At 55.5% G+C, this 18,295-nt stretch carries 15 protein-coding genes and 1 tRNA gene; 9 read left to right on the top strand and 7 right to left on the bottom strand.

The window, feature by feature from the left end; genetic code table 11:
- Window positions 1-92: 92 nt before the first annotated feature.
- From ACP0KA_RS15925 to ACP0KA_RS15905, 5 genes are all read left to right on the top strand, one after another.
- A complete protein-coding gene (locus tag ACP0KA_RS15925) occupies window positions 93-365 on the top strand; it encodes a helix-turn-helix domain-containing protein (protein WP_424629717.1) in 273 nt (90 codons plus the stop codon).
- A 139-nt stretch (window positions 366-504) separates the two neighbouring features.
- Window positions 505-726: a hypothetical protein gene (locus ACP0KA_RS15920; RefSeq protein WP_424629716.1), complete on the top strand. Its 222-nt coding sequence runs from the start codon at window positions 505-507 to the stop codon at window positions 724-726.
- 236 nt (window positions 727-962) lie between these two features.
- Window positions 963-1,151, top strand: coding sequence for a DUF3489 domain-containing protein (locus tag ACP0KA_RS15915; protein WP_424629715.1), 189 nt, complete (start codon window positions 963-965; stop codon window positions 1,149-1,151).
- A 16-nt stretch (window positions 1,152-1,167) separates the two neighbouring features.
- Window positions 1,168-1,656, top strand: a complete 489-nt coding sequence (locus ACP0KA_RS15910) for a DUF2924 domain-containing protein (RefSeq protein ID WP_424629714.1) — start codon at window positions 1,168-1,170, stop codon at window positions 1,654-1,656.
- Window positions 1,646-3,181, top strand: coding sequence for a recombinase family protein (locus ACP0KA_RS15905; RefSeq protein ID WP_424629713.1), 1,536 nt, complete (start codon window positions 1,646-1,648; stop codon window positions 3,179-3,181). Before ACP0KA_RS15910 ends, ACP0KA_RS15905 begins: the two co-directional genes overlap by 11 nt.
- Window positions 3,182-3,427: 246 nt before the next feature.
- On the opposite strand, the gene ACP0KA_RS15900 is transcribed toward ACP0KA_RS15905, so the two are convergent.
- The 3 genes from ACP0KA_RS15900 to ACP0KA_RS15890 form a co-directional block, all read right to left on the bottom strand.
- Window positions 3,428-4,792: a GmrSD restriction endonuclease domain-containing protein gene (locus ACP0KA_RS15900; RefSeq protein WP_424629712.1), complete on the bottom strand. Its 1,365-nt coding sequence runs from the start codon at window positions 4,790-4,792 to the stop codon at window positions 3,428-3,430.
- 87 nt (window positions 4,793-4,879) lie between these two features.
- Window positions 4,880-6,622 carry an ATP-binding protein gene (locus ACP0KA_RS15895; protein WP_424629711.1) on the bottom strand — a complete coding sequence of 581 codons (1,743 nt, stop codon included), beginning with the start codon at window positions 6,620-6,622 and terminating at the stop codon, window positions 4,880-4,882.
- The gene (locus tag ACP0KA_RS15890) at window positions 6,619-7,668 is read right to left on the bottom strand and encodes an SIR2 family protein (RefSeq protein ID WP_424629710.1); all 1,050 of its coding nucleotides are present in this window, start codon (window positions 7,666-7,668) and stop codon (window positions 6,619-6,621) included. Before ACP0KA_RS15890 ends, ACP0KA_RS15895 begins: the two co-directional genes overlap by 4 nt.
- Window positions 7,669-7,904: 236 nt before the next feature.
- Here ACP0KA_RS15890 and ACP0KA_RS15885 point away from each other — a divergent pair, with 236 nt between their 5' ends.
- Window positions 7,905-9,179, top strand: a complete 1,275-nt coding sequence (locus ACP0KA_RS15885; protein WP_424629709.1) for a DUF2130 domain-containing protein — start codon at window positions 7,905-7,907, stop codon at window positions 9,177-9,179.
- A 684-nt stretch (window positions 9,180-9,863) separates the two neighbouring features.
- On the opposite strand, the gene ACP0KA_RS15880 is transcribed toward ACP0KA_RS15885, so the two are convergent.
- Window positions 9,864-12,767 (bottom strand): DNA methyltransferase, encoded by a 2,904-nt coding sequence (locus ACP0KA_RS15880; RefSeq protein ID WP_424629708.1) that lies wholly within the window; start codon window positions 12,765-12,767, stop codon window positions 9,864-9,866.
- 586 nt (window positions 12,768-13,353) lie between these two features.
- On the opposite strand from ACP0KA_RS15880, the gene ACP0KA_RS15875 reads away from it, so the two are divergent.
- Window positions 13,354-13,509 (top strand): hypothetical protein, encoded by a 156-nt coding sequence (locus ACP0KA_RS15875; protein WP_424629707.1) that lies wholly within the window; start codon window positions 13,354-13,356, stop codon window positions 13,507-13,509.
- A gap of 182 nt (window positions 13,510-13,691) precedes the next feature.
- On the opposite strand, the gene ACP0KA_RS15870 is transcribed toward ACP0KA_RS15875, so the two are convergent.
- Window positions 13,692-14,579 (bottom strand): sigma-70 family RNA polymerase sigma factor, encoded by an 888-nt coding sequence (locus tag ACP0KA_RS15870; RefSeq protein WP_424631621.1) that lies wholly within the window; start codon window positions 14,577-14,579, stop codon window positions 13,692-13,694.
- A 219-nt stretch (window positions 14,580-14,798) separates the two neighbouring features.
- On the opposite strand from ACP0KA_RS15870, the gene ACP0KA_RS15865 reads away from it, so the two are divergent.
- On the top strand, window positions 14,799-15,257 hold the full coding sequence (locus tag ACP0KA_RS15865; protein ID WP_424629706.1) for a carboxymuconolactone decarboxylase family protein: 459 nt from the start codon (window positions 14,799-14,801) through the stop codon (window positions 15,255-15,257).
- 480 nt (window positions 15,258-15,737) lie between these two features.
- On the opposite strand, the gene ACP0KA_RS15860 is transcribed toward ACP0KA_RS15865, so the two are convergent.
- Window positions 15,738-15,812 (bottom strand) — tRNA-Gln (locus ACP0KA_RS15860).
- Between the two features lie 270 nt (window positions 15,813-16,082).
- Here ACP0KA_RS15860 and ACP0KA_RS15855 point away from each other — a divergent pair.
- The gene (locus ACP0KA_RS15855) at window positions 16,083-17,867 is read left to right on the top strand and encodes an acyl-CoA dehydrogenase (protein WP_424629705.1); all 1,785 of its coding nucleotides are present in this window, start codon (window positions 16,083-16,085) and stop codon (window positions 17,865-17,867) included.
- Between the two features lie 72 nt (window positions 17,868-17,939).
- On the opposite strand, the gene ACP0KA_RS15850 is transcribed toward ACP0KA_RS15855, so the two are convergent.
- Window positions 17,940-18,233, bottom strand: a complete 294-nt coding sequence (locus ACP0KA_RS15850; RefSeq protein WP_424629704.1) for a hypothetical protein — start codon at window positions 18,231-18,233, stop codon at window positions 17,940-17,942.
- Window positions 18,234-18,295 lie beyond the last annotated feature (62 nt).

Raw genomic sequence — 18,295 nt, 5'->3', positions numbered from 1 at the left:
TGGAAGCAGAACAGAGTTAATACGATCCTATTTTGGGATAATCCCTTTTCAGGATCAAATTGCCCGCCGCCGATTCACGGCCTTGGCGGCGCATGCAAAAGACTCTCACATCCGCGGAATACGCCCGTCTCATCGGCCTTCTGGTGGCCGCCCGGGAGAAGGCCGGAATTCGCCAACGCGCCCTTGCCGAGGCGCTTAACGTGCCCCAATCCTTTGTCGCCAAGTATGAGGGCGGCGAACGACGCATCGACGTGATCGAATTTATCGCGATCACCCGAGCGCTTGGTGCCGACCCCGTGAAGCTATTCCGCGACTATGTCGCCGGCAAAGCTGCGCCGACATCGGTTAAGCCCGTGTCCAAATAGGCCCGTGAAGGCCGGACAGGGCCCTTTGGGGGGATCATTCCATGATCGTGACTGGCCAATAAGAGCCACAAGATTGCTGTGATTTCCGCTCGACTTCGCGGGTGTGTGGAGCATCACTGTCGCAACAACGGAGGCAATGATGGATCGCAAAATTACGGAACAGGCAGTATTTCTGATTCCAACCGAGATGGCGGCTCGCCTTGGCGATGGTTCGCGGATCGCAAAAGCCGCAGAGGCTTGTGCCCGAACCGGTAGCACGTCCGAAGGTGTGACGGTCTCATTGGATATCGAACAACCGATCTACGAAGCGGGCCGCCTGCACAACGCGGCCTCGCTGCTCGATCGCCTCTCGCGCGCCTGAGGGATCCCGCCAACCTGATGGTTCTTATGCCCGTCGGTAGAAGGCGGGCTCGTGGCAGTGGCAGCTCATGATGCTGTCTTTTCCATAAGGAGCATCAGATGACCTCTAAACCCCGAAAGCACAAACCTAGAACCTCTCGCAAATCAGCAGATCCTGTGAAGCGCGCCACCCAGCGCGGTCGGCGGACTCACTCAGCCACGTCACGCACAGAATTTGCCCAACCAAAAGCGTCAGACGTGGCCAAGTCCAAACAGGACAAGGTCCTCGAGATGCTACGTACGCCCTCCGGCGCCACGATCGCCGCCATCATGAAGACGACCGGCTGGCAGCAACATTCCGTGCGAGGATTTTTCGCCGGGACAGTGCGCAAGAAACTCAAACTGAACCTGACCTCAGAGAAGATGGACGGCCCTATCGGGTTGTAAAATCGACGCCCGCGAAATGACCCACGTCCCCTCACCCATTAAACCAGCCACGCCTACGGTCGAATCCGAGCTGAAGCGGCTCGCGACACTCCCGATCGTTGAACTCCGCCTACGTTACCGAGAGCTTCTCCGAAGCGATCCGCCAAAGGCCTTCGGCCCTGATCTGCTCCGCCGGAGCATCGCCCAACAGATTCAGGAAAAGGCTTGCGGGAGACTGTCCCGCTCGACCCAACGCCTGCTCGATCAACTCGTGAAGTCCATGGCAGCCAAACCGAGCGGGCAGCTCGTGCTGCCTCGCCGGATCAAACCGGGTTCGGAGCTGGTGCGGACCTGGAAGGGCAAGAGTTATCGCGTCGTGGTTCAACAGGACGGCTTTGCTTTCGATGGGCAGATCTATGCAAGCCTATCAGAGATCGCTTCCCTGATCGCTGGCACGAACTGGAACGGTCCTCGGTTTTTCGGCCTCCGGTCGAACGCTGGCAAGGGGGCCGCTGATGGCCGGTAACCCTCCGACAATCCTGCGCTGCGCCATCTACACCCGCAAGTCGACCGAGCACGGTCTTGAACTCGAATTCAACTCGCTTGATGCTCAGCGCGAGGCCTGCGAGGCATACATCAAGAGCCAGGCATCGCTCGGCTGGAAGGTGCTGCCTCAACCCTATGATGACCCAGCTTTCTCCGGCGGCAACCTTGACCGCCCTGCCCTCAAGCGACTTCTTAACGATGTCGAGGCTGGCAAGATCGACGTCGTGGTGGTTTACAAGATTGACCGGCTAACCCGCTCGCTAGCGGACTTCGCCAAACTGGTGGAGGTGTTTGACGCCAGATCGATTTCCTTCGTGGCCGTCACCCAGCAGTTCAACACCACGACCTCAATGGGCCGCCTCACATTGAACGTGCTGCTGTCCTTCGCCCAATTCGAACGTGAGCTATCCTCCGAGCGGGTCCGTGACAAGATTGCCGCCTCGCGCGCCAAGGGCAAATGGACCGGAGGCAGCGTCCCCCTCGGCTATGACGTCAAGGACAAGAAGCTCATTCCCAATCCAAAGGAACGTGAGACGGTCAATCTCATCTTCAAACGTTACCTGGAGCTAGGTAGCTTCCAGCGCCTGGTGGACGACCTCGATCGCCAAAAAATCGTAAGCAAGAAACGCTCAACGATCAAACAGCCCGACGGCGGCGGTGTTGCCTTCACCTACGGCCCTCTCGCCTATCTCTTGAAGAACCGCATCTACATTGGCGAGATCGGCCATAAAGATAAGTGGTATCCGGGCGAACACGAGCCGATTATTGACCGCACATTATTCGAGCAGGTCCAACGACAACTCGCCGCGAATGCTATTGACCGCAAAGCAAAGCGGAGCGAAAGCGGCGCGTTGCTGACAGGGAAACTGTTCGACGACCGCGGCAACCTGATGAGCCCGAGCTTTTCGAGCAAAAAGGGCGTGCGCTATCGCTTCTATGTCAGTTCAGCTCTATTGCGAGGACGCAAACCTGAGGCTGGGTCCATCTCGCGGGTCTCGGCAACTGAGATCGAATTGACCATTATCAATGCGTTACGCGAGCGGCTGACTATCGACAACGCGATCACCGACGCTGAACTCATTGCCACCTACGTCGCGCGCGCCGAACTCAGCAGCCGGGCCGTCAAAATCACCACGCCGGCATCGGCACAAATTCGCGCGAACGAACTCTCTATCCTGTGGCAACCGCGCGAACGCAACCCAGCGCGGGTCGTTGAACCAACCGGCCAACGCCAACCTGATCCAAAGCTGGTGCAAGCCGTTGTTCGCGCCCATGCCTGGCTGCGCGACCTACAGAATAACAAGTTTGAGACGGTTGAGACGCTGGCGGCTTCAGCCAAACTGCATCCGAAGGTAGTTCGGCAGGAACTGCGCTATGCCTTTCTGGCGCCAGTCATCACGGAAGCTATTCTGACCGGCGGTCAACCGCAGACGCTAACACTTGCCCGGATTCGAAAGACTCTGCCCCTCGCCTGGTCCGACCAGCGTCGCGCCCTCGGATTTTGATCGACGTCGGGTTCGTAACTCCGACTTTATGGAATGTGAGAGCCCGCTCTGGGCGAGAAGCCGACATTTCAGGCCGACTGGTAAGCTTTGTGACCTTTGCTTATCGGTTGGCTGACTGACTCCATTTGCAATCATTGCTTATCAGTCTGCTGACTGACTCCATTTGCAGTCTTTGCTTGTCAGTTAGCGGGCTGATTACAATTTCTTCATCGGTCAGCCAACTGTCTTTATTTCCGTAAAACCCTATCAGCCGGCCGCGACGGTCGGCTTATCGTTTCTTGACCGTGCACAATTGCAGTATCGGTGCGTTAGGCGCGCGTTCTCATCTATTGTTTTGCCACCTGTCCAATACTGCTCAATATGGTCAACTGCAGAATCGTCAACATCCGCGATGCGTTGATTGCATAGCGAACAGGTTGGATCTTTTTTGAAAAGCTCGTCCTTTAGCTTACGGCTGAAGCACCTCGGCTCCCTGCGACCAACACCGATGACTTTCTCAAGTGCATTCCGCCACAGGTCAAACCGTTTAGTGACAGCCTTGTACGAACTGGTGGACAGCTCGATCGAATTGATAAATTCCCCGTTCTCGGTCATCAAACATATCAGCGCCTCACGAATAGAGTCGAGATTTTGCTGCAAGATGTTTTTGTCTTCACGTGCGAAGGTGTACATGACAACGTCAAACAATGACGCGTTGAACTTCTTTGGCTCCCAATAACCATCCGGATGCTTTTCTGTACCGCGATAGAAGCGTTTAAAGGCGTGCTCGCCGAACATCGATCGCGTGACCTGACATGCCTTCTTAAAGGCATCTCGAATCTCGTCAGCCGCTTCAATCGACAGGTTACGACGTTTTGAGGCCTCATTGTTCAAGAAGGCCTTCATCGGCGGTTTGTAATTCAGATACGTAGCGTTGTAGAAGGCACAGAAGCGCAGCACCAACTCTTCATCTTTGCGACGTTTGTCGGGCTTTGCTAAGCCCATAATCTGGCGAAACTCGCTATATTCCGCCAATTCACGAACAAGCACATTGTAGGATCCGCGATAGATACAGTTACGAAGTTCCTGATCGTTGAGAGGCACCGATCCAGTATTCAGACGTTCAAAGATTTCAAATTTGAGATTTTCGTCGGAGCCACGCTTAAACGTGATAACGCGAAGCGTGAAGTCATTGATGGTAGATTGCTGACTCTCCAGCAAATCCTCGTAATATTTGTCGTTCAGCTCCTGGAAAACCTTCAAGCCGCGAAGCTTAAATTCATTACCATCAGGAAATTTTCCATCGATGAATGAAAAGAATGAGGTTAGCCGCTGCTGGCCGTCGATAACGTATTCTTTGCCGTCGGGCTCAATGGATGTATAGATTGTGGGGATTGGTATACTGAGGAGCGCGGACTCTATGAGTCGGCTAGCCCGGACTGGATCCCAAACAAAATCACGCTGAAAGTCGGGCTGCACGGTCAGCTTACCTTGTTTGAATTTTCGATGGAGAGATTCCACGGGAGAGTCGAGCTTGTCGGTATGGACAGCTCGCTGCTCGTCACTGATGTCGAGCGTATCTTCATCTTTTTCGAGTGGTGCCTCGAACTCAATCTGCACTTCTTCAAGCACGTCCCTCTCCCCGATTCTGCTCTTAAGCCAGGCTATGCCGGCACCTTAGTTATTTGTGTTTTCTTTGACCTGTTCGCAGCGCGCTCGCTATTTGATGAGAGTCTGCCGTCTCCAGCTTTCGACCGCCTTGTCGAGCGAAGATGCTGCCGTTGCGTCTGCCCAGCGATCCCAGAACTCGATTGTGCCGCTTAGTGGCTTATTAAGAGGCTTCGCAATGCGAATGCGCGTGGGCAACAGGATCGCGTCACCGACAACCAGAGCCTCACCTGTGTCGAGAACTGGCAGAAGGTCACCGAAACTTCCGAGGCTATCGGGCAGAAGCCTTCGTACGACGGTTTGGTCATCACCGTTGGTTAGCCGCATTGCGATGAGATTGTTGCACTGGCTGACGACAGTCCGGTTCACTTCGGCAGGACGCTGGCTAATCACAACCAGCCCAACTCCATATTTCCGTCCCTCCTTTGCAATGCGCTCAAACGTCGCGATTGCATTCTCCGCCGCGCTGGAGGTCGGATCTTGCGGCACGTAAAGATGAGCCTCATCGCAGAAGAGAGCTACCGGATGACGAAGACCCTGCGTACTCCATTGCTGCACATGAAAGGCCAATCGCGCCACCATGCCGACGATCAGCGGCAGGATGTCTGAAGGAACTTCGGAAAAATCAATAATTTTGACGCCACCGCGCCCCCCTTTGGCCGAGCGTCCGGCCAGCAAGAGGTTGACCACCTCATCAAGCCAACCATAGCTGTCCGCTACGCCAGATCCAGGAAACAAAAACCCAAGCCTCCGGTCAGTACGTTTGCCTTCGAGGCGCTGGACTAACCGACTCAGCTTACCGTGGAAATCGCCCTGCTTCTCAGTACCCGACTTGGCTCCCGGCACCATCTCACTGTTCAGCCGATTCAGCTCTTCGAGTACAGTTTCAATCGCGAAAGGAACCGGACTATCAATCGTGAAATTAGCCAGCACTTCCTTGTGACCGCCGCTTTTCAAAAAGCTGGTCTTAGCGTCGACGATGGCTCGCGACATGATCATCGCCTGATTGGGGGCATTTTGATCAGAGCGATCGACGAACATAGAGTTGAGCGCTTCGTAGCTCATGAGCCAGTATGGCAGGTGTAACACGCCGTCTTTTAGACCTCTACCTACTTCGATGTCGCCGGGACCAGCAACACGAAGATGGACGAAGCCGTCGCCCGCCATCGACGCGTATTCCCCATGCATGTCGAATACAATCGCATTGGCACTATCGAGCTCAGAAATTTGCTCTAGCAGGCGAGCAGTTGTCCATGATTTCCCAGAGCCTGTACTACCAACTACAAGCGCATGACGTTGAAATAATCGATTGCCATTCACAAACGCATGGGCATTCGGGTCCAGTGTATAGACGCCGAGTGATAGACGCTGCGCTCCGCCTATTACATCGGAAATCACGCCCATGAATCGCGTAAGTCGGTCGCCTTCAAGCGCAAAGCAGCAGGCATCGATCTCTGGCACTGTTTCGAGAGTTCGGCGAAAGACATTTGCACGTGTCCCGTCGCGGTCGAGCAATGTACCGATCAGCATGATCCGCACGAGATTTACTTCAGAATTTGAGAATTCGCCAAATTCGACGTCAGCGACTTTAGACTCTTCAAGCGCGTTGCGGGTGATCTTGTGGATCACCCCTATCAATTTGTGTCCCGCGAGACTGCTCTGAAGTGCGACGAGACGGTTTACCTGAAGTGCTCGCAGCGCCTTCACGTCATCAACGCGTACGATAACTGTGGCGGTGTCTACCGATTGAACCCGCCCCAAAGCCTCTTCGTCCTTGAAAATCAGAGCGGTCACGCAGGTACTCCCGTTATTTCGTCCAGAAAGTGGTCAAGGCGCCAAATAGGTTGGTCAAGGTCGAATCCACGGGGCGCGTCGTGCATAAAGGCTTTCGACCCTTTTGGTCCGTCCTCGATCGCGAGATAACGGCGACAGCGTCCACCGCTGAGAAATGCTCTGGCGGTCGCCGTTAGTTCTTTGGTGATGACGACAAGAGGAATGGAATTGCGATCGCAACGCTCGATCAACTTAGTTTGGAGATGTTCATCGTTAAAACCGTATCCGACGCAAAAATAAGCACTAGCATTCTCTAGCGCCCTATCGCTACAGCTTAGGATCGTTCGAAAGGGCTCACCGTGCGTCAACCGATACTTATCGATGCCCGGCGTAATCATCAAAGGCGTATAACCGCCCGGTACATCGAAAACACCGCGAACACCGACGATTTGCCCAGCAGCATCTTGAAACCAATCAAGCGACCCATGTACTTTCCATATTGCAACAGTACGTGTGACTTGCTGGTTGACGAAGATGCGCGTGTTTGCATCTCGTGCGCGCGACTGCAGATAGCCATAGTTGAAACCGGTAAACGTGCTAATGTCCACGGCATCAGCTGCGTATTCTGCAAGCCGATCATAGTTTGGAGTAACGACATTTATGGTGTTGTGTGTGCTGTCGAAAAGATGCCGATATAACCGTGAGAGCGGGAGATTGCGTCGATCTGTTAACAGCTCTTGAAAAGCTCGAAGGTCATGCGGTAGCAGGAAGGCGCGGGTCTCAGTAGCGATGTACTGGGTTTGTCGCTCAGTCGGGCGGATCGCTTGGAGCGCGCTCTCAAGATCGTCTCCCGCTGTAAGCCGTGCGAGAAACATACCCCATTCGGTTCTTTCGCCAGCCGACCAAACTACAGGCGGCACCATTCCAGAAAGGTGCGATGCCAAGGCAGCCATTCCAGGCACGCCATGCGCAGCCGAGGCGCCGCTACCCAAAATAATTACCGGCGCAGCGCTTAAAGCTGCTTGTGCAAATTCCCGTGCGATCTCTGCCGCACTTTTCGTATCCATACCAGCCGCCCTTATAAAAAAGTATCGAAAACAACCATAGCGCGCACAGAAGGCGCAAGGGCGGGAGAGAGAATTCTTATCATTTCAACCGCTTTTCCTCCACTGAACTAGGGTTTGCCCACGGCGTCATCCGGGATGTGGCGCGCTACAATCTTCAATTGTGGACAATATCGTGCGCGGTTGACCGCCGAAGAACCGTAGCCCACAGTGAAACAAATAGAGAACAGGCCAAGTTGATGACCAACCGTCACGCACATGATCCATACGTCATCTGTCCGAAGTGCAGCCATCAGATCCCTCTTACGGAGTCGTTGGCCGCACCGTTGCTGGAGGCAGAGCGCAAAGCATTTCGAGACCAGCTAACCGCAAAAGACGCTGAGTTCTTCAAAAAACAGGAAGAACTACGCAAGGAAAAGGAAGAGCTTAATCGCGCTCGCGACGCCATCGAGGATCAAATCAAGCAGCGCCTTCAGACAGAGCGCACCCAAATTGTCGCGACTGAAGCGAAGGCAGCACGCGAAGCCGTGGCGGCGGACTTGGCGGCATCAGGCGCCGAACTGGCCGAGTTGCGTGCAGCTCTGAAGCAGAACTCCACCAAGCTTGCCGAAGCCCAGGCTTCTCAAGCCGAGGCGTTGCGCAAACAGCGTGAATTGGACGATCAGAAAAGAGAGCTTGAAGTTACGATCGAAAAACGAGTTCAAGCGAGTCAGGCTCAAATTATTGCCAAGGCGCGACAAGACGCTGAAGACACTCTCAAAATGCAGGTCTCACAAAAAGACGCGCAAATTGAGTCAATGTCGCGAACCATAGAAGAATTGAAGAGAAAGGCTGACCAAGGCTCTCAGCAAACACAAGGTGAAGCGCTAGAGCTTGAGCTTGAAGCGCTTCTACGAAACCGCTTCCCACTCGATCTAGTTGAGCCGGTCGGCAAAGGTGAATTTGGCGGTGATATCGTACAGCGAGTTAACGCGCAGCTTGGAGCACCTGCTGGCGTAATCTTGTGGGAACTAAAGCAAACCAAGAACTGGGCCGATGCCTGGCTGGCAAAGCTAAGAGATGACCAACGCCACGCGAAAGCCGACGTCGCGCTTATCATCTCGCAAACCTTGCCCAAAAACGTCGAAAACTTTGACTTGATAGACGGTGTGTGGGTTGCCCATCCTCGATGCGCGATACCGGTTGCGGTTGCGTTACGCCATTCGCTGATCGAACTTGCCGGCTCTCGCAATGCCCAGGTGGGTCAGCAGTCCAAGATGGAGCAAATCTATCACTATCTGACAGGACCCCGCTTTCGGCAGCGACTGGAAGGTATCGTCGAGAAATTCGAAGAACTAAAGGAAGATCTCGATAAAGAGCGCAAGTTCATGAATCGAGTTTGGGCCAAACGCGAGGGACAGATTCAAGGTGTGATTGAAACGACCGTAGGCATGTATGGTGACCTCCAGGGCATTGCAGGCAAATCGCTGCCTGAGATACCTAGCCTTGATGTGCCACTGCTTGAGGGTTCCTGACCTTCAATGTCCGAAGCTGAACACGCGCCGCTTTGAAGCACACCAACTGATAAGCTTTTGCATTTTGCTTATCAGTTCGCGAACTGACTCCTTTTTGCATCTTTCTTTGCCAGTTAGGCAACTGACTCCGTTTTTGATCTTTGCTTATCAGTCGGCTAACTGACCCCGCATTCGATATTTTCCTTTGTAGTCCATCTTTGTTCACCGCCGACTCTGTGCCGGCCAACGTCGGCCGGTGCAACGAAGGCGAAATATCCTAGCCCGTAATAGACCTCAATTTTACGAAGGCATGAACACCCCGTTGAGGACCATCTTCCTGTGCCAAGGCAATTTCAATTACTAGAGGGCGAAACCTCGTAATCTGACCGAATTCGATTTTCGAAGAACTACGAAACGAAATCGCAGTGCAGTTTGACGCTTCGGTGTGCTGAATCTAGCTGAAAAATAAGGCCTCTGCGACCCAACCGCACAGATCTTAGACCAGCATAATAGCCTTCCGTCCGTTATCAAAGGATGATCGGTACGCTAATCGTAAACGTCCTTGCTGCCGCGCCGACCGACGGCGGTTCGGTACGCTTACGCCTGGGGGCTCGGCCATGCGGCGCGCCCAGAACTGATCCTGCAGCAGCACTTGCAATATTTGCGGCGATCAAGGGCGCCGCTCGGGTTGCACGGGCATCAAAGCTAGGTGACGATCTTGGGCGCAGCTAAGCTGTCAGTTGTCAGCAGTGCCGATTTCTCGACAAGATTTGGCGGAACTCCCGGGCCTAATACCGTCTCACCGTTCGCTTCTCTATCAGCCAGCAGCTTGTTTAAGCTAAGAAGGAACGAGAGGGCATCGTCTGATTTTTTCATACCGTATGCATCGCGGACAGCCTTATCGAGCTCGTCGTGAGCGTCCTTCAAGGGTGATTTACCCGGAAGATCAAGCATACGGTACAGCTCACGGAATGACATGCCGTGATCTTCGGCAAGCTTTGCTCGCAACAACCTCAAATCACGCGCGGCCCTGGCCACCGCCAGAACTTGGCTCGGCTTAAGTGTTTGTGGCCACGGGAAGGATGTGAACACGGTGTCATTAGTATAACGAAAATCTCGCTTGATTGTAGAGCAGCGGGCCAAAAACCAGCTCCAATGGACGTTAGACTGCAAAATTCCAAACGAGTAATCGTCTTCAAATGCAAAGACTGTAAGAGCCGAGTCCGGGCGATATCGTTTGTCAACGAACGTGAACAACGGACGCTTAGTGTGGCGGACACAAACCGCGTAGCGCGAAAGGGGAGCGATGGCGCTCAACATATCCGCTCGGCGACGCTTGAGCTGCCACCATGTCTTTAAGCGGTTCTGATGCTCGCCCCCCTCTTTTCCAGTTTCCTTCTTCTCTTCTTCGGCATTCTTTTGCCAGTCGGGTAAGACCCGATCCTTCACGATCTGCAACGCTTTCGGATGCTTGGACGCCTCGAAGATCGAAGTGTCGCCAAAGTCGATAATAAACTCGGGCTGTTCTTCGAACTTGCCAGACAGAAGTGCGTTGCCGTTCAGATATGGGAAGAGAATTGCCTCTGCATTCGGATCGCTTTGCAGAAGTTCTCGACCTTCAGAAAGATCGACGCGGAACCCTTTGTGACCTGGCTGTTGACCCTCAAAACACAGTTTTTTCTCGGTTATAGCATTGAGCTCGCGGGCTACCGACGCGTCGGCTCCCGAGGTGAGCGCGCTTGTGATCGTGTCAACCTCTTCGCGCCGCCAGTCTGAGTCGCGGCGATCGCCCAGCTGCTCGTGAAGCACCTTCCTGCCTTCGTAAGGCCCCTTTACCCAATTCACGATTGAAACATTCACGACTGCTTCTCCCGACCAAACTTGGGAAGCTACGGCGTCAATGATCGTTCCTCCTGAACCTACTATGTAGTCTAGGCCTCCTTGGCGAGAGTAGTTCTGCCTGATTGTGTTGGTACCGACCATACCAGCCCTTCCTACGAACGGTCGCTCCTCGGTGTTGGGGGGCAGGTGGTCATGCGCCTTCCTAAACCAATACACGCAATAATCGGCGCGGCCAGGTATCTCGGCGTGTGCCGCGCGAATGGAGTCTACGTACTCACGGCCATGTTCCATGGTGATTTTGCGGGCGTCGAGGTACGGCGGGTTGCCTACAATGACATCGGTTTGCGGCCACTTCGCGAAGAGGGCGTCCTCGCACATAAAATTAGCATCGAGATTATCGAGCGGCAGCGCGTCGTCCTGGTTCAGCGGTAGTTCTATTTGTTCACGCTCTAGGACCTCGATCGCCTCATCGAGCGCCAGCTTCTTGGCGAGCATCAAGGTTACCTTCGCCAGTTCGACTCCGAATGAGTCACGGTCAATACCGTAGAATTGACGAGGGCTTACCAGCGAGATCGTCTTCGCCTGCTCTTGAAAGTTCTTATCGCTTACAGAAGCCTTTAGCTTCGCCATGAGTGCGATCTCGACGCGCACAAGCTCGCGGTAAGACACATATAGGAAATTACCGCTGCCGCATGCTGGATCAAGAACCTTGTAGGTCATGAGCTCGCTTCGAAGAGCCAACAACTCTTTCATCGTATTGGCCTTGGCGATCTGTTCGCGCCAAGGCCGGGATATCGTCGGAGTTACGATCCGAAGAATGTCGACTTCCGAAGTGAAGTGAGCGCCGTACGCGTGACGCTCCTCAGCGTCCATGCTCTGTTGAAAAATGGTCCCGAAGATTGCGGGATTGACCTTCGACCAATTCTTAGTGGCGGCGCCTTCTTCTCCTGCCAACAATTCAAGTTCTGCGGGTTGAAGATCGATTGCATTCACAGTGTGGAAAATGCCGCCATTGAAGTATGGGACGTTCTGGAACCGCCCTCCTTTGGCGGGCACTTGACTGTCCATCTGTCGGAAGAGTGCCCCAAACTGATCGAATGAGCTCTGCTTCTTGCGTAAACAATCGTCGGCAAGGTTGAAAACAATGCTGGCGGGCAGTAGCCCGATGTCTTCGGCGAACATTGCTACGACAATCTGCAGGACAAACCGCTGCGCCTGGCTTCGGTCGACACCGCGTGCTATAAGCGAATTGAAGAGCATCGCCACCTTGTCGGCGGCCTCCCGTGACACTTCCTCACGATCATTCCCGAACACTGGGTCCGGGTCGTCGGGAAACAGGAAGTTGAGAGCCGGGTACCTGCGCGGCAGATCTTCGAGTGCGACAGTATCAACGGGCTCATCAATCTGCTTGTCGAAATCGTAAATGCGGAACTCGTCAAAGTTACAGAGAACCACGTATCGGGGCCTGTTGGGGATCGCGTGAACCCAATAGTCAAACGCTTGCTGGTAGTGATGGTACAGGTTCTCGCCACGTTTCTTCATCTCAATGAGAACTCGCGGCTTCCAAATCAAGTCGGCGAAGCTGGTTCCTTTCGTGGACTGCTTCTTGATGCGAAATTCCAGTTCCGCTCCTGCCTCCTTGTAGCCCTTATGGCCGAAGGCCTGGAACAGACGGTCACAGAAAACTTGCGCTTCGCCCTTTTCATCTCCCTTGAGAAGACACGCGTACTCCAGAAATGCTTCAAACTTGTCTGTAACTGTGCTCAACGACCCCTACCCTTGACAGCTGGCTTCCTGGATTTTTGTTGGCGGGGCTCCCCGGGTGTCTGGCGGTCAACATAGTCCCGCATGAATGCGCGGAGCACCTGCGCAGCAGGCTTGTCCTGGTCTCGACACGCAACAAGAAACTGCTCGCGCAGCTCTCGGTCGACCCGAATCCTAAGTCCGACATCTTTTGTTGTCATAGGCGCAGTGTATCCAATGGATGCACGCTTGTGTATCCATATTTGCGCGAGATTTCGTGGTAGAGGAGCGTGTATTGCTAGTGCGTTTGGGTAAGGAAATCCGCACATCGTCGATCGTTGATACGGAAAAGAAATCAAAGATGCTGCGGAAGCCTGTAAGCCCTTTGGTAAATGGTTATTTAGCTGATATTGCTGATAAGCTTTCCATTATTCTCGGGTGCGCGTAAGAAACCGTGTGTGGCGCCGATCAAAGCCTTTCATTTGAGTGTCTGGCTGGCATGGAAAGAATGCGCGCCTTGCTAGCCGCTGGATTTATCGCCTTCTGCCATACCGAGTAGCTTCCGTAAACTCTCTGGAGAAAGCCTGTCTTCGTAAGGCAGCTTCATTGCATGCGCGCCAAACCGCGCGGAAACTTCGCGCGAAATCGCGTCCAGGTGTTCAGCGGCTACCTGTCCGCCACACTCACCGCCATCGTCCACGGCCACAGGCAGAGCCAGATCGACGTGCTGATGCCGTGGATTTATTCGCGGCGGACAAACGGCTAAAGTCTGCAGTCGGCCCAAAGCGGCCATTCCAGGAGTGATCTACTCAGTCTCACGTGGGTGGAAGCGCGACCATTCGTTTCCAGCCGCAAATGGATGAAGCTGGCGCTTAGGCTTCGATCGCGGCATCAACCGCCTAGAAGAACGCTGTGCCGTCGAGCGCTCGAATGACCCCAGCGGCGTTCCTAAACGTCAACATGCCTCAGCTTATCCGGGTTTTTGACAATATAGATCGCGAAGATCTTACCGTCGCGAATACCGAGAGCTGTTGTTTGGAACACGCCATTTGGATCAAGGCTTACATACCCCGATAAGCCGTCAATAGTCGCGGTTCGCAGCAAGATGGGCGGAGTCGCGGCCTTCCGCTGAGCGGAAACGAAGAGTCGCAGTGCGCGCTCCAGGCCGCGAATAACTTTTCGGAACGCCAGCACCTTGCCGCCGCCGTCACTATGTATCTCTACATCGCGCGCGAGCAACGCCGAAAGCGCGGTGATATCGCCGTCACGAGACGCAGCAAAAAAAGCGCGAGCAATTCTATCAGCCTCTGCCGCCCGGACGCTGTATCGTGGTCGAGCGTCCTGAACATTCTTGCGTGCGCGAGAAGCAAGTTGTCGAACGGCGGCAGGTTCACGATCAAGCACGACCGCGACCTCGGTCAGCGCTACGTCGAACACATCGTGGAGCAGGAAGGCCGCCCGTTCTAGCGGCGAAAGTCGCTCCAACGCTAACATCAGCGTCACAGTGACATCGTCAGTAATGGTTTCGTGCGTGTCAACAGGCTCAACCAACGGCTCTGGCAGCCATGGGCCGACATAGATCTCGCGGCGCGCTCGCGCCGACTTCATCCGATCAAGGCATAATCGGGTGACGATGCGGGTGAGATAGGCGGTCGAAGTGCGAACCTCGTCTTCAACGCGTGCCCAACGCAACCACGCATCCTGCACGACATCTTCCGCCTCGGTGATCGACCCTAGCATCCGGTAGCTCAGGCGCAGCAAGCGTTTGCGCTCCAGTGTGAATTCTACAATCCTTTGGCCGCCAAGCGACACACCAGCGCTCGCTTCAGCGGCCATCGCCCCCTCACGGATGTTATGAGCCCGGTCCGTCTTGTTCCTGCCGTACTGCCTCATGCCAACTTTCCTCGCATTTGACCGCCTGCCTTATGGACGCGCGAGTTCGCGCGAGTGTGACATGGCACCTGCCAAAAAAAACAGGTCGAGATGTCACGCCTCCTATTGCTGCGTCGTCAACCGAGCAGCGCCGGCTGTTGGCGCAAATTCAAGGAGACCATCATGAATAATGAGACCACGCGCCTCAACTGGTACGAGGTAGCACCCGCTGGAGCCAAGGCCCTGTTCGGCGTCCATCACTACGTCACACACAACACGAATCTGCCTGAGGAACTTATCCATCTAGTGTTCCTGCGCGTATCGCAGATCAACGGCTGCGCACATTGTATCGACATGCACACCCGCGATCTACTGAAGACCATGGCGGCGGACAAGGTCACTCTGGTCCCAGTATGGGAAGAGGTGCCGCACCTTTTCTCCGAACAGTACCGCGCGGCGCTGGCCTGGGCCGAGGAGGTGACGCTTGTCAGCGAGACTCATGCTTCTGACCAAGCCTATGCTGCTGTTTCAGCAGTTTTCGAGCCTAAAGATCTGGTAGATCTTACAATCACAATCGCGGCTATGAACGCCTTCAACCGGCTAGGCGCTCCATTTCGGCTGCCAGTGAATGCGCAGCCCTGAAGATGCGCAGGCGCCGTTGCTTAGCCACGACGGCGCCAGTGCTTGTCTATCGGCTGCTTACAGGCTCGCTTCCTTGCAGTTCTCCGACCGCGATGGGCTCGAAACAGGCCCTTCATCGACGCGTGAAGGCACCTCTCGTATTGGCGCATTGTTGCCGTCAATGTTGCAGCGGTAGCTTTCGGAACGGCCTATGCGCTTGGTCAATGTGCGAGGAAAACACCGCTTAGTTTCAATCTGGTCGAAACAGCACAGAGAAATTGCCAGATCCGTCCCCCCCCCCGGGCAGTGCGCGATCGAACCCGTCTCAAGCCTGGATCCTCTGAAAACGGGAATATCTTATCACACGGTCGGAGAATACTGGTCGATTACCGTCGCGTTGCCGCAAAATCGGTCTCCATAGAGAAGAGCCTCGCTGAAAAAGCCGGCCATTAGCGGCATTTTTCGCGCGTAAGAGCTAAATTCTCTGAAATCCGGACTGTCTGGCTGGGGCGGGAGGGTTCGAACCTCCGCATGGTGGAATCAAAATCCACTGCCTTACCACTTGGCGACGCCCCAACAGCGCCGAGCGCTTCAGCAAATACCGGAGGCGTCGCCGCCCCTGCCGAAATCCGCTCTGTCCGGGAAGTGGCGGGACCATAGCCGCGCCCATACCCTGTGGCTACGCAGGTCTATAGACCGGATTCGGGAGTTTCAACAGGCAAATCAGCCATTTCGCGAAATCGGTTTCGCCGCTAACCTTAGCGTAAACACAGCCCGCAGGCTTTGAGAATCCGCCATTTTTTCAAAGGCGTGCCCGGCCCTGCCCGCAGAGGAAAGTTCAAGGTTATGACCTATCGCGCTCCCATTAACGACATCCTGCTCTCCCTCAACCACGGCGCCGGGCTTTTGGCCGCCATCGAGGCCGGCCATTATAATGGCTATGAGGCCGATTTTTCCGCCTCGGTGATCGAGGAAGCCGGCAAGTTCGCCACCGAGATTTTGGAACCGCTGAACCAGGTCGGCGACCGCGAGGGCATCAAGCTTACCGACAAGGGCGTCATCACCGCCTCCGGCTGGCCGGACGCCTACAAGCGCTGGTGCGACGGCGGCTGGAACGCGGTATCCGGTCCGGAACAGTGGGGCGGTCAGGGGCTGCCGCTCGCGGTGCATTCCGCCGTCAATGAAATCTGGAGCGCAGCCAACATGTCATTCGGGCTGTGCCCCCTGCTGACTTTGAGCGCCATCGACGCCCTCGAGGCCCACGGCAGCGAGGAACTGAAACAGATCTATCTCGAAAAACTGATCTCCGGCGTCTGGCCCGGCACCATGCAACTCACCGAACCGCAGGCCGGCACCGATGTCGGCGCGCTGCGCACGCGCGCCGAGAAGCAACCTGACGGCACCTATCGCCTGTTCGGCACCAAGATCTTCATTACCTACGGCGACCACGACATGAGCGACAACATCGTTCATTTCGTGCTGGCGCGCCTGCCCGGCTCTCCGGCTGGCTCCAAAGGCATCACGCTGTTCCTGGTGCCGAAGTATCTCGTCAACGCCGACGGCTCGCTGGGTGCGCGCAATGACATCTACGCCAGCGGCATCGAGCACAAGCTCGGCATCCATGCCTCGCCAACCTGCACCATGACCATGGGCGACAAAGGCGGCGCGGTGGCTTATCTCGTCGGCTCGGAGAACGGCGGCATGGCCGCGATGTTCACGATGATGAATCAGGCGCGGCTCGGCGTCGGCCTTCAAGGCGTCGGCATCTCCGACCGCGCTTATCAACGTGCGCTCGCCTATGCGCAGGAACGCAAGCAAGGCAAAGCGCGCGGCAGCAAGAGTGACGGCTCCGACCCGATCATTATGTACCCGGACGTGAAGCGTAACCTGATGCTGATGCGCGGTCTGACGGCTGCCGCCCGCACGATTTGTTACGCCACTGCGGTCGCCATCGATATCTCCCATCGCGCCACCGATGCAAAAGTGCGCGCCAAGGCTGCCGCGCGTGGTGCATTGCTGACCCCGATGGCGAAGGCTTTCTCGACTGACATCGGCAATGAAGTCGCGGCCATCGGCGTGCAGGTGCACGGCGGCATGGGCTTCATGGAGGAAACCGGCGCGGCACAATATGTCCGCGATTCCCGCATCCTCACCATCTATGAAGGCACCAACGGCGTGCAGGCCAACGACCTTGTCATGCGCAAGCTGGCGATGTCCGGCGGTGAAGCGGTGTGGGATTTGCTCGGCGAGCTGTCCGAGATTGTCACGAAGGTCGAAGCCTCGAACGATCCGGCTTTCGGCACCACCGGGGCGAAACTGCGCGATGCAGTGGCCTCCGTCGAGCGCACCAGCAAGTGGTTGCTGGAGAAGATTGCGACCGCACCGAACGACGCGTTGGCCGGTGCGACGCCGTATCTGCGGTTGTTCTCGAGCACGCTCGGCGGCTGCATGCTGGCGAGTGAGGCATTGGCCGCGCGTAGCGACGATGCGGTTCAAGGCGACGCGGGCCGCTACGTCACCCTCGCCCGTTTCTTCGCCGAGAACGTCACCGTTCAATCCGGTGCGCTGGAACGCGCCGTGATTGACAGCGCCGATGCCGTCAACGGCGCGGATGTTGTGCTAAGCGCCTAAGCGCGGAGCCAAAGTCTGAAAGCCCGATAGCACCAACTGCCGTGTGTCGGGCTTTTCGATGAATCTACGAGTTCACCATTCGCGTGTGTAATTGTAATCGCGCGTACCCGTCTTTGGGCCGCCCCGATAGATGAACGAACTTCCTGTGTTCGGGGCGGTGTTCATGCTGGCCATAGCGTTGAAGGGCGGGCGTGTCCTGCCGGCGTAATATCCATAGCCGTAGGTTTCACTCGGCCAGTAGCGTTGGTCTGAGGTCACCTCATTCGGCCAGTAACGCTGATCCGAAATCACCTCCCCAGCATGGGCAATTCCTGACGCGGCAAACAGTGAGATCGCCGCAGAGGCCGCAAGCGCAAACCTCGTCATGATCGTCTCCTTTCCGACGTAGCGGTCCGGCGGAAGGTCGGATGCCACTCCACATACGTCAT

This window comes from Bradyrhizobium sp. SYSU BS000235 (genome assembly GCF_049747295.1).
GTDB lineage: Bacteria > Pseudomonadota > Alphaproteobacteria > Rhizobiales > Xanthobacteraceae > Afipia.
This window is presented reverse-complemented; position numbering and strand designations above follow the sequence as displayed.